The sequence below is a fragment of the Bradyrhizobium sp. AZCC 1721 genome (genome assembly GCF_036924715.1).
Taxonomy (GTDB): Bacteria; Pseudomonadota; Alphaproteobacteria; order Rhizobiales; family Xanthobacteraceae; genus Bradyrhizobium.
In genome coordinates, this window is record NZ_JAZHSB010000001.1 from 6,993,320 (window position 1) to 7,005,702 (window position 12,383).

Annotated in this window: 10 protein-coding genes; 3 read left to right on the top strand and 7 right to left on the bottom strand. The window is 62.7% G+C overall.

Annotated elements, in window-relative coordinates:
- Window positions 1–21: 21 nt before the first annotated feature.
- The 6 genes from V1273_RS33255 to V1273_RS33280 form a co-directional block, all read right to left on the bottom strand.
- Window positions 22–741: a ribonuclease activity regulator RraA gene (locus V1273_RS33255; protein WP_334412060.1), complete on the bottom strand. Its 720-nt coding sequence runs from the start codon at window positions 739–741 to the stop codon at window positions 22–24.
- A 134-nt stretch (window positions 742–875) separates the two neighbouring features.
- Window positions 876–1,979, bottom strand: coding sequence for an SMP-30/gluconolactonase/LRE family protein (locus V1273_RS33260; RefSeq protein WP_334412061.1), 1,104 nt, complete (start codon window positions 1,977–1,979; stop codon window positions 876–878).
- A gap of 135 nt (window positions 1,980–2,114) precedes the next feature.
- Window positions 2,115–3,851 (bottom strand): L-arabinonate dehydratase, encoded by a 1,737-nt coding sequence (gene araD, locus V1273_RS33265; protein WP_334412062.1) that lies wholly within the window; start codon window positions 3,849–3,851, stop codon window positions 2,115–2,117.
- Window positions 3,848–4,711 (bottom strand): ABC transporter permease, encoded by an 864-nt coding sequence (locus V1273_RS33270; protein WP_334412063.1) that lies wholly within the window; start codon window positions 4,709–4,711, stop codon window positions 3,848–3,850. The genes araD and V1273_RS33270 overlap by 4 nt, the downstream gene beginning before the upstream one ends.
- Before the next feature lie 11 nt (window positions 4,712–4,722).
- On the bottom strand, window positions 4,723–5,487 hold the full coding sequence (locus tag V1273_RS33275; protein ID WP_334369064.1) for an ABC transporter ATP-binding protein: 765 nt from the start codon (window positions 5,485–5,487) through the stop codon (window positions 4,723–4,725).
- A 5-nt stretch (window positions 5,488–5,492) separates the two neighbouring features.
- Window positions 5,493–6,500, bottom strand: coding sequence for an ABC transporter substrate-binding protein (locus V1273_RS33280; protein ID WP_442894177.1), 1,008 nt, complete (start codon window positions 6,498–6,500; stop codon window positions 5,493–5,495).
- Window positions 6,501–6,608: 108 nt separating this feature from the next.
- On the opposite strand from V1273_RS33280, the gene V1273_RS33285 reads away from it, so the two are divergent.
- The 3 genes from V1273_RS33285 to V1273_RS33295 all read left to right on the top strand — a co-directional run bounded on the left by V1273_RS33285 (window position 6,609) and on the right by V1273_RS33295 (window position 11,523).
- The gene (locus V1273_RS33285) at window positions 6,609–7,328 is read left to right on the top strand and encodes a GntR family transcriptional regulator (protein ID WP_334365542.1); all 720 of its coding nucleotides are present in this window, start codon (window positions 6,609–6,611) and stop codon (window positions 7,326–7,328) included.
- 196 nt (window positions 7,329–7,524) lie between these two features.
- Window positions 7,525–7,962 carry a response regulator gene (locus V1273_RS33290; protein WP_334412064.1) on the top strand — a complete coding sequence of 146 codons (438 nt, stop codon included), beginning with the start codon at window positions 7,525–7,527 and terminating at the stop codon, window positions 7,960–7,962.
- A gap of 57 nt (window positions 7,963–8,019) precedes the next feature.
- Window positions 8,020–11,523 carry a PAS domain S-box protein gene (locus V1273_RS33295; protein ID WP_334379815.1) on the top strand — a complete coding sequence of 1,168 codons (3,504 nt, stop codon included), beginning with the start codon at window positions 8,020–8,022 and terminating at the stop codon, window positions 11,521–11,523.
- A gap of 75 nt (window positions 11,524–11,598) precedes the next feature.
- Here V1273_RS33295 and V1273_RS33300 read toward each other — a convergent pair whose 3' ends face one another.
- Complete coding sequence (locus V1273_RS33300; RefSeq protein ID WP_057841383.1) at window positions 11,599–12,240, bottom strand: response regulator transcription factor; 642 nt, start codon at window positions 12,238–12,240, stop codon at window positions 11,599–11,601.
- Window positions 12,241–12,383 lie beyond the last annotated feature (143 nt).

Sequence of the window (12,383 nt, forward strand, 5' to 3'; positions counted from 1 at the left end):
CGCTGCGTCCGGGGCACGCAGTTAACGCCCGTTCTTCTTTCGCCACTCCGCGAAATCGGTCAGCGTCTGCGGATCGGTCGCCGGATAGAGCCCGAAAATGCCGCGGCCGTTCTGGACCTGCTCTGTCACGAAATCCTCAAACGCCGTCATCTCGACCGCCTCGTCGGCGATTTCGTCGGCCAGATGCGCGGGGATCACGATCACGCCGTCGGCATCGCCAAGAATAACGTCGCCGGGAAACACCGGCGCGTCGCCGCAACCGATCGGCACGTTGATCTCGATCGCCTGATGCAGCGTGAGATTGGTCGGCGCGCTTGGGCGGTGGTGATAGGCAGGGAAGCCGAGCTTAGCGATCTCGGCGGAGTCCCGAAAGCCGCCGTCGGTGATGACGCCGGCGCAGCCACGCTGCATCAGCCGCGTCACCAGGATGGCGCCGGCGGACGCGGCGCGGGCGTCCTTGCGGCTGTCCATCACCAGCACTGCGCCGGGCGGGCAATCCTCGATCGCCTTGCGCTGCGGGTGGCTGCGGTCGCGAAACACGTCGATCTTGTTGAGGTCCTCGCGCGCCGGCATGTAGCGCAAGGTAAAGGCCTCGCCGACCAACGCCGGTTGATCGGGACCCAAGGGGTGCACATCCTGGATCATCTGAATGCGGAAGCCGCGCTTGAACAACGCGGTGGCGACGGTGGCAGTGGAAACGGTCTTGAGTTTGTTGCGGGTAGCGTCGCTCAGTTTTGTCATTGTGTTCTCGCTTTCTTGGTCGTCATTCCGGAGCGCTCGCGTCAGCGAGCGAATCCGGAATCTCGAGATTCCCCGGTGCGCAATTGCGCACCTGAGGTCTGGTCCTTCGGACCATCCCGGAATGACGGGATCAATCACACCGCCCCGTGCGACTCCACATACAGCGCATAGACCGAGTGGCAGCTCGTCATGTAGAGGCGGTTGTTCTTCGGGCCGCCGAAGGTGAGATTGGCGCACCGCTCCGGCAGGCGGATGTGGGCTAGCGGCTTGCCGGCCGGGCTGAATACCATAACGCCGTCGAGATCCTCCGGCTTGCCCTTGAGCTGATACACCCGGCGGCCGCCAACCTCCGTCGGCTCGGGCTGCAGCGCGCCGTTGGAGCCCCAGCCGCACCATAGATTGCCGTCGCGGTCAACGCGGAAGCCGTCGAGTGCGCCTTGATCGGCGGCGTCGATCAGCTTGGTCTTGCCGCCCACCGTGCCGTCGGCGTTGACGTCAAAACTCCAGATGCTGCGGTTCGGCGTGCCCTTCCATTCCACGACATAAAGCTTCTTCTCATCCGGCGAGAAGGCGAGCCCGTTGGGATTGACGATGTCGGTAATGACGGCGGTGAGCTTGCCGTCCTTGGTCAGGCGATAGACGTTGGTAGTCGCCTGCTCGGGCTTTTCCTTTTTGCCTTCCCACTCGCCGTTGATGCCGAACAGGGGATCGGTGAACCAGATGGTGTCGTCGGATTTCACCACGATATCGTTCGGCGCGTTCAACCGCTTGCCCTCGAACTTGTCGGCCAGCACGGTGATCTTGCCGTCCTTCTCCGTGCGGGTGACGCGGCGAGTGACCGAATGCTCGCAGGTGACGAGGCGGCCCTGACGATCGCGCGCGTTGCCGTTGGCGTAGTTGGCATTGGCGCGGAAGACCGAGGTCTGGTTGGTTTTCTCGTCGAACTTCATGATGCGGTTGTTGGGAATGTCGGAGAACAAGAGATAGCCTCCTTCCGGAAAATACGCCGGCCCTTCGGCCCAGCGCATGCCGGTCGCAACCTGTTCGATGGTCGAGGAATAGATCCGATACTTTGCAAAACTCGGATCGAGGATCTGCACCGCCGGATCGGGATAGCGCTGGTTCGGCGTGAACGGGAACGATTGCGCGAGGGCGGTGCGCGCGAGCAGCGTCGTGGCGGCAGCGGTGCCGGCGCCGGCGCCGGCGCCGGCGAGCAGGTTGCGTCGGGTGATGTTCATTTGTCGTCCTCCCCTGTGATGCTTTTTGTTTGGTGTCGTCTATCCCGTCATTGCGAGGAGCGAAGCGACGAAGCAATCCATTCTTTCTTTGGGTCGTGAGATGGATTGCTTCGCTGCGCTCGCAATGACGGAGGGCTAGTAAATCGGCGGCTCACTCACCGGTGCTCCAAATCCGGTCTCCAGAAAATCGAAGTCGCAGCCTTCATTGGCCTGCTTGATGTGGCGGGTGAACATCCAGCCATAGCCGCGCTCGTAACGCGGCTCCGGCGCCTTCCACTCGGCGCGGCGCATTGCGAGCTCCGCCTCCGGCACATCGAGGTTGATGGTACGGGCGTTGACGTCGAGCGTGATCTTGTCGCCGGTTCGCACCAGCGCCAGCGGCCCGCCGATGTAGGATTCCGGCGAGACGTGCAGGATGCAGGCGCCATAGCTGGTGCCGCTCATGCGCGCATCCGACAGCCGCACCATGTCGCGCACGCCCTGCTTCACCAGTTTGGTCGGGATCGGCAGCATGCCCCATTCCGGCATACCCGGCCCTCCCTGCGGACCGGCATTGCGCAGGATCAGCACGTGATCCGCCGTGACGTCGAGATCGGGATCGTCGATCGCTTTCTTCAGCGAAGGGTAATCGTCGAACACCAGCGCCGGCCCGGTGTGCCTGAGGAAGCGCGGCTCACAGGCACTCGGCTTGATCACGCAGCCATCGGGCGCGAGATTGCCCTTGAGCACCGCAAGCGCACCTTCCTTGTAGATGGGATTCTCGATGGTGCGGATAACGTCGTCATTATAGACTTCGGCGCGCGCGATGTTCTCGCCGAGCGTCTGGCCAGTGACCGTCATGACGTCGAGATGCAGATGCTCCTTGATGCGGCTCATCAGGCCCGGCAGGCCGCCGGCGTAGAAGAAATCTTCCATCAGATATTTGTCGCCGCTCGGCCGCACATTGGCGATCACAGGCACCTTGCGGCTGGCCTTCTCGAAATCGTCGAGCCCGATGTCCTGGCCGGCACGGCGCGCCTGCGCGATCAGATGGATGATCGCATTGGTCGAGCAGCCCATCGCCATCGCGACCGTAATCGCGTTCTCGAAGGCTTTTCGGGTCTGAATCTTCTCCGGCGTCAGGTCCTCCCACACCATCTCGACGATGCGGCGGCCGCATTCGGAGGCCATGCGGATGTGGCCGGCATCGGCTGCGGGAATCGAGGAGGCGCCCGGCAGCGTCATGCCGATCGATTCCGCAATCGCCGTCATGGTCGACGCCGTGCCCATCGTCATGCAGGTGCCGTAGCTGCGGGCGATGCCGGCCTCGACGTCAACCCAGTCCTTGTCGGAGATTTTTCCGGCACGGCGCTCGTCCCAGTATTTCCAGGCATCCGAGCCCGAACCCAGCGTCTTGCCCTTCCAGTTGCCGCGCAGCATCGGCCCGGCCGGCAGATAGATCGTCGGCAGGTTCATGCTGGTGGCACCGAGCAGCAGGCCGGGCGTGGTCTTGTCGCAGCCGCCCATCAGCACCACGCCATCGACCGGATGGCCGCGCAACAATTCCTCGGCATCCATCGCCAGCATGTTGCGGTAGAGCATGGTGGTCGGCTTCAGGAACGATTCCGACAGCGACAGCGCCGGCAGTTCCATCGGGAAGCCGCCCGCCATCAGGATGCCGCGCTTGACGTCGTCGACGCGGCTCTTGAAATGCATGTGACAGGGCTGCGCATCCGACCAGGTGTTGAGGATCGCTATGACAGGCCGGCCCTTCCATTCCTCCGGCGCGTAGCCCATCTGCATGGCGCGCGAGCGGTGGCCGAAGGCGCGGAGATCATCAGGCGCGAACCAGCGCGCGCTGCGGAGATCAGCGGGGTTCTTCTTGTTGCTCATGACTGAGTCCCCCATTTCTGGACGGTGTTGCGCTCGATCGTGCGGAAGATCAGGTTCTCCACGATCAGGCCAATGACGATCACGGTCAACAGGCCGGCGAACACGGCGGGGATATCCAGCAAGTTGCGGTTCTCGAAGATGAACCAACCGAGGCCGCCCTGCCCCGACGACACGCCGAACACCAGTTCGGCGGCGATCAGCGTACGCCAGGCAAACGCCCAGCCGATCTTCAGGCCCGTCAGAATCGAGGCGAATGCCGCGGGGATCAGGATGCGGAATACGTAGGGCAATCCGCGCAGGCCGTAATTGCGGCCGACCATGCGCAGCGTGTTCGAGACGCTCTTGAAGCCGGAATGGGTGTTGAGCGCGACCGGCCACAGCACCGAATGGATCAGCACGAACACGAGGCTGCCGTTGCCGAGACCGAACCAGATCAGGGCCAGCGGCAACAGCGCGATTGCCGGCAAGGGATTGAACATCGCCGTGATGGTTTCGAGGAAATCCGTGCCGATCCGGGTCGAGATCGCGAGAATCGTGAAGATGGCGGCCAGCGCAATGCCTGCGGCATAGCCCATGAACAGCACCTTCAGCGACGCCCAGGCACGCAAGGGGATGGTGCCGTCGCGCACCTTGTCGAACATGGTGACGATGGTGTCGTGGAAGGTCGGGAACAGCAGCGGATTGTTCAGGATGGTGCCGTAGGCCTCCCAGGCCGCGGCGAGGAAGATGATGATCACGGCCTTGCGTACAAAGCCGTCGTTCCACAACAGCTCCAGCACCGTCAGCTTGCGCTCGACCTCGGCCGGCACCGCCGCCGTCAGTTCGGCGGCATCGCGCAACAGAATTCTGGCCTCACCCATCGCGCGCTCCTTTAGTGTGCCGTGACAGCGTCGGCGAACAAGAGATCATGGATCTGCTTTTCCAGCCGCGCCGCGCTGCCGTCCTCGCCGGAAACCTTGTCGACGTCGATCACCTCGGCCTTGACCCGGCCGGGATGCGGCGACAGCAGCAGGATGCGGTTGCCGATCTTGATCGCCTCCGCGATCGAATGGGTGACGAACAGCACGGTGAATTTGGTCTCCGCCCAAAGCTGCAGCAGTTCGTCCTGGCAGGTGCGCCGCGTCAGCGCATCGAGGGCTGCGAACGGCTCGTCCATCAGCAAAATATCCGGCTCCATCGCCATGCCGCGCGCGATCGCGACGCGCTGCTTCATGCCGCCGGATAGGGTGTGCGGATAGGCATCGACGACGCGGGTGAGGCTGACTTTTTCGATATAGGCGCGCGCCCGCATCTCCGCTTCCTTGCGCGGCAGTTTCCGTGTCATCAGCAGCGGAAACATCACGTTCTCCAGCACCGTTTTCCACGGCAGAAGCTGGTCGAACTCCTGAAAAATCATCATGCGGTCGGCGCCGGGCTCGGATATTTCGCGGCCCGAGATCCGCATCTTGCCCTCGCTCGGCCTCATGTAGCCGCCGACGGCTTTCAACAGCGTCGACTTGCCGCAACCGGAGGGGCCGAGCAGCACGAAGCGATCGGAACGATCGACCGTGAAGCTGACCCGCTCGGTCGCGGTCACGACCGCGCTCGAGGTCTTGTAGCGCAGTGTTACGTCACTGACGTCGAGAAGCGCGGCCATGTCGATCAATTACCCTTCAGGTCGTGCGCGACCGGCAGGTAATAATCGGTCCACGCCTTGGGCATGGTCTTCAGCGTGCCGACCTTGAACAGATGCGCGGCGAACTTCATGGTACCCTGCGGCTGCAGGTTCCATTCCATCATGCCGGGCTCCTTCAGCCAGGCCAGCAGGTCCTCGACGCTGGTCTTGTCGCCGGTGACTTCCTTGTAGATCTCGACCGCGGCCTTGGTGTCGCCGCGGATCAGATCCTGCGCTTCCTTGGTGGCGTCGCGCACGGCCTGCACGATCTTCGGATTGGCGTCGGCGAATTTGGTCGTGGTGAAGAACTGCGCCTGGCTGAGCGGGCCGCCCATCACGTCCGACGACGACAGCACCACATGCGCGCCGGGAACGTTCTTCAGTTCGAGGAAGGTGAACGGCGGGATCGCAAAATGGTTGCGGACCTCGTGCTGGGCATTGGTCATCGCCACATAGGCGTCGGGATGGCCGAGCTGTACCGTGCTGGCATCGAGCTTCGACCACTGGTCGGCGCCGAAGATCTCGCTTGCCGCGATCTGCAGCACGATCGCCTGCGTCGAGACCTTCACCGTCGGCACCGCGATCTTGTCGTTCGGGCCGAAATCCTTGATCGACATGATATTCGGATCGCGGCTGATCAGCGTCATCGGTTGCGCCGAGGTGGCGACGATGCCCTTGACGCCGCCGCGGGTGCGATCCCACAGCAACAAGAGATTGCCGGTCCCGGTGTTGAGGATATCGACGCTGCCTGCCAATAGCGCGTCGGTCTGCGCGCCGCCGCCGCTTAAGTTGATCCACTTGGTGGTGACGCTGGGCACGCCGAGCGAAGCTGCGTGCTTCTCGATCAGCTTGTGTTTTTCCATGATGTGCGAAGGCATGTAGAAAATGCCCGGCTGCCGCGACAGCGAAATCTCCGTTTTCTGCTGGGCTGCGGCCTGAGAGCCCGGCAGCACCATGGCAAGCGCCGCGACGGCGCCCGCGCAGGCGCTCCACATTCTGTTTCTCATTGTGCATCTCCTCCGGCGTTTCATTGACGCATCGAAGGAAATGCACTAATGTATTAGTGCATTTGAAGCAAGCGCCTTCTGAGGCCGATTCGTTCGATGGCTGCATCCCAGATCGTTTCCCGCCGGACCGTGCCGCGCTCCGCCGATCGGCTCGATCGCGATCGTCAGGCCGCGCCGCAGGTGTTCGAGCGCCTGCGCGGCATGATCATTTCGCTGGAGCTGCCGCCGGGATCGCCGCTATCGCGCGCTGCGCTGGCCGGGCAATTCGGGGTGAGTTCGACACCGATCCGCGATGCGCTGATGCGGCTCGAGGAGGAAGGGCTGGTCGACGTCTTTCCGCAATATGCCACGGTGGTCAGCCGGGTCGACGTGCGGCTGGCGCAGCAGGCGCATTTCCTGCGGCAGGCGGTCGAGCTCGAAATTGTCCGCATGCTGGCAATGCGCCATGACGAAGCCTTGGCGGCCGAGCTCCATGCGACCATCGTCCGCCAACAGCAATTCGCGAAAGCCGGCGACTTCGAAAAATTCATGGCCGCCGACAACGAGTTCCATGCCCAGCTCTACGCCGCCACCGACAAGCAGGACATCTGGTCGCTGGTGCGCAGCCGCAGCGGACATATCGACCGGCTGCGCCGGCTGCATCTGCCCTCCCCCGGCAAGGCGCAGGATATCCTGCGCCATCACAAGCTGATTGCAAAAGCGATCGAGGCCGGCCAACCCGAAGAGGCGCAGAAGCACCTGCGTACCCATTTGTCGGGAACACTGAGCGAACTCGACCAAATTCGCTCGCGCTATCCGGAATATCTCAGCAACTGACTGCTGCGACATCAGGAATCACGCTCGCAGGCGCGAGGTTCCGAATCTGCTTGCCATACCGGCATTTTGCGCCGGCTTTTTTGACCGCCCACCCGGAACGTTCCTGCCGGGGGAGCAGTTGCGGCAATACGAGGATTCGGCAAAACTCGCAGCCTGCCGTGACTTGATTCCAGCGGGGCCCGGAGAACCTTTCAATTTGGCAAAGATTCTCGTCGTGGATGACGATGTGGCGGTCCAGATGACCGTCCGCCTGCTGCTGGAGCGCGCCGGGCATAGCGTGGTCACCGCCGGTGACGGGCGACACGGCCTCGCATTGTGCCAGAGTGGCGATTTCGATTTGCTGTTCCTCGACATTTTTATGCCTGGAATGGACGGATTTGAAACCATGCGGATGGTTCGCCAGCAGCGGCCGCACATGCCGATCATTGTCATCTCCGGCCGGCCGATCTCGCCCGAAGCGGAATCGGCGCCCGACTTCCTGACCATGGCGACCAAGCTCGGGGCGATTTCGAGTCTGCAGAAGCCGTTCCGGCCGGCCGACCTTTTGGCTGCCGTCACGGGCTGCCTGGAAGCCGTTGAACGTGGCTCGCCGCCACGCCCCGCGGTGTTGCGTCCTCCCCGTAATGCGCCATAGCATCCGATTCGTCCGGTGGATTGCTGGATTGGAGCGGGAGGGCGAGCGAACACCGACATGACGCTCACAACCAGGCTAGCCATCGCGATGATTGCGTTGGTCGCGATCGCGGTTACCGCGGTCGGATGGCTGAGCTATCACAACCTGGAACAGGCGCTCCTGCAGCGTGCCCGCGACCGCATCGAGACGCATTCACGGCAGCTTGCGACCGATCTGGAATATTACGCGGCGAGCGCGACCGGAGATGTTGCTGGCTTTCGCTCGGCGGTGGCGTTGCACGGACTGGTCCGCGCCCGCCAAGCGGGCGGCATCGATCCGGTCGATGGCGTCTCCGAAAAGATCTGGCGCGACCGGATAGCGTCACGTTTCGCTGCGGAACTTGAAGCCAAGCCGACATACGCGATGTTTCGAATTGTCGGCCTCGACGACGACGGCCGCGAGCTGGTCCGCGTCGACCGCAATGGACCGAACGGCACGGTTCGGATCGTCCCTGAAGCGGGCCTGCAGAAGCGAGGCGATCGCGGCTATTTCCAGGAAACGATCCGGCTCGGTCCTAAACAGCTCTACGTCTCGCCGCTCGATCTCGGCCGCTTCAACGGTCTGATCGAAGAGGTGCACCGGCCGACAGTCCGCGTCGCGACGCCGATTTTCACGACCGACGGCAAGCCGTTCGGAATTTTCATGATCAATGTCGACATGCGGCGCGCGTTCGACCGTATCAGAGCATCGGCGTGGCCGGGCGAGACGATCTACGTCGTCAATCGGCAGGGCGACTATCTCATTCACCCCGACCGGTCGCGCGAATTCGGCTTGTTGCTCGGCAAACCCAACGACTGGAAAGCTGACTTCCCGCATCTGGCGTCGCAGGCCGGAGCAAAACAAGGCAGTGCCGAAATCGTTGCGGACCAGGCTGGGCGGTCCAACGGTGTCGCGTTTGCTCCCGCCGTCCTGGCCGGTTCCGAATGGGTTGGGGTCATCGAGACCGCCCCGAATGCCGTGATCATGGCCCCGGCAGCAAGCATCCAAAATACCTCGTTTCTGGTCGGGGCGATCGCGGTGTTGTGCGCAGCAGTGCTGGCGCTGCTGATCGCGAGGTCGCTGGCCCGGCCGATCGTCCGGCTGACCGAAGCCGTTCAGGGCGTGGCCAAAGGGAAGGCGGCCATCCCGGTCGATGCGCGCGGCGAGACCGGCGTGCTCGCGCGGGCGTTTGCGCACGCGATCGAGGAGATCAATGCAAAAACCGCAGCGCTCCAACAGGAGGTCGAGGAGCATCGCCGCACCGTAGCTGCGCGCGATCATCACGCGGAACGGGAACGGCTGTTCAGCGCAGCGGTCGAATCCTCCAGTGACGCCATCGTCACGACGTCGCTCAATGGCACGATCACCGGCTGGAATTCGGCCGCGGAGCGGCTGTACGGGTACACGGCTGCGGAAACTGTGGGCAAGAGCATCACCCTTGTCGTTCCGATGGACCGGCTGCCCGAGTTGCATGACACGTTACGCCGGATCGGCTCGGGCGAACGCATCGAGCAACATGAAACCGTCCGCCTGAAAAAAGACGGCAGCCGGATCGAAGTGTCGCTCAGCGTCTCCCCGATCAAGGCCCCCTCAGGCGCGACCATCGGCATCTCGAAGGTGGCACGCGACATCACCGAAACCAACAAGACCAGGCAGGTGCTGCGGCAACAGACCGAAGAGCTTCGCCGCATCTTCGAGACCTCGCAGGATCTGATCATGGTGATGGATTCCCGAGGATTCCTGGTTCAGATCAGCCCGAGCTGCGAGGCCATATTGGGTTATCGGCCGGAAGAAATGATCGGACGCAGCGGCGAGGATTTCATCCACACCGACCACCTCGAGACCTCGCGTCGGGAAATGCGTGCAGCACGGCGCGGGCTGCGCCCGAAGATGTCCGATACCCGCTGCATTCACAAGGACGGACGAGAGGTGTGGTTGTCATGGCTCGGGACATGGTCCGAGCCGGTCAAGCGCTTCTTCTTCGTCGGCCGTGACATGACCGAGGGCCGGTTGGCGCAAGAGACGTTGCGCGAAAGCGAACAGCTCGCGCGCGGCATCATCGACACCGCGCTCGATGCCTTCGTGCAGATGGACGATCAGGGCATCGTCACCGACTGGAACTCGCAGGCGGAGAAGATATTCGGCTGGTCGCGCGCGGAGGCGATCGGCACCAAACTGAGCGAGCTGATCATTCCCGATGTCCATCGCGCCGCCCACAAGGTCGGCCTGGAGCGGTTTCTGCGCACCGGCGAGGCCGCCATCCTCGGCCGCCGCTTCGAAATCGAGGCGATGCGGCGAGATGGAAAGGAAATCAAGGTCGAGCTCAGCATTACCGCGCTTCGGCGACGCAACGGATTCGTGTTCAACGGCTTCATGCGCGATCTCACCGACAGGATCGCGGCCGAGGACAGGATCCGGCAGGCCGAGAAGATGGAGGCGATGGGACAGCTCACCGGCGGCATCGCGCACGACTTCAACAATATCCTGACGGTGATCACCGGAACGATCGAAATTCTGGCCGACGCCGTCAAGGGCGAACCGCAGCTTGCCGCCATCACGCGAATGATCGACGAGGCGGCCTCACGCGGCGCCGACCTCACCCAGCACCTGCTCGCCTTCGCGCGCAAGCAGCCGCTGGAGCCGAAGGTAACCGACGTCAACACGCTGATCATCGACACGGCGAAACTGCTACAGCGGACGCTCGGCGAGCATGTCGAGATCGAATCCGTGTTCGAAGACGAAACGTGCGCTGCGATCGTCGATCCCAATCAACTCGCCACCGCGATCCTCAATCTGGCCCTAAACGCCCGCGACGCGATGCCCGATGGCGGCAAGCTCATCATCGAAACCGGCTTCGTCATGCTCGACGACAATTATGCGAGGATGCACAGCGACGTCCGGCCCGGTCGCTACGCCATGATTGGGGTGAGCGATACCGGAACCGGCATTCCGACTGCGATGCTCGACAAGGTATTCAATCCGTTCTTCACCTCGAAGGGGCCCGGCAAAGGTACCGGCCTCGGGCTGAGCATGGTGTACGGCTTCATCAAACAATCGGCCGGCCACGTCATGATCTACAGCGAAGAAGGCCATGGCACGACGATCAAGATGTATCTGCCGCCGGCCACGGGCGCATTGCCGGCGGCCGAGGCTACACTGGCGCCGGCTGTCGAGGGCGGCCATGAAACAATTCTGGTAGTGGAGGACGACAAGCTGGTGCGCGACTATGTGCTGGCGCAACTGCATTCACTCGGTTACGTCACGCTGGATGCGGCGAACGCCACTGAAGCCCTCGCGTTGGTCCATACCGGCCGTCCGTTTGATCTGCTGTTCACCGACGTGATCATGCCCGGCATGAACGGCCGCCAGCTCGCCGACGAGATAGCGAAGGCCAGGCCCGGACTAAGGGTACTGTTCACCTCGGGCTATACCGAGAATGCCATCATTCATCACGGGCGACTCGACGAAGGCGTATTGCTGCTCGCCAAGCCCTATCGGAAATCGGATATGGCGATGATGATCCGCAAAGCGCTCGCCGATTGATCGCAACGGTGGCACCTGCATCCAGCGCAAGGCTACGGTGGATCCGGCCTGCGATCAGCCTTGACCAGCCTTGGATCAGATCTGGCCCTGTCGCTGGGTGGTCATCACGATGCGAACCAGATCGGCGGCATTCCGCGCGCCGAGTTTCTTCATGATATTGGCGCGGTGGTCCTCAATCGTGCGCGGGCTGATCCCGAGATGCCGTCCTGCTTCCTTGTTGGAAGCGCCGGCGGTGAACTGCTCCAGCACCTCGCGTTCGCGTCGCGTGAGCGGTTCCCGTCCCGGAAAATGCAGGGCCGCGATGCGCGACGACGTACTTTGCGCCTGCCGGCGAGCATAGGCCTCGATCGCCTCATCGAGTCTTGCTACGATTTCGCTGCCGCGAAACGGCTTTTCGATGAAGTCCAGCGCGCCGTTCTTGATGGCGCTGACCGCCATGGCGATATCGCCCTGCCCCGAGACCATGAAGATCGGTGCAGGGTAGTCCTCACCATGAAGCTCTTTCAGAATATCGAGGCCGGACTTACCGGGGATATGCACGTCGAGCAGGATGCAGGCTGGCGTCCGTGTTCGTGCAATCGCCAGCAGCGCGGCGCCGTCGGCGAAACAGATGACCTGATAGCCGGCTGCCGACAGCACCATCGAAAGCGTGTCGCGAACGGCTGGATCGTCATCGACTACGAAAATTTCCCCGCGGGAGGGGGCTTTTTCAGCCATGTTCCATCGTCCATGCGTGGTTGAATGTGACGCACACTCGGATAACGGTATTGAACTTCATACCGGACCGTATTTGTACGGGACCGCGGCATAACGCACAAGTAGCAACGCATCAACTTGGTCGAACACGTCCAGAACAGCCT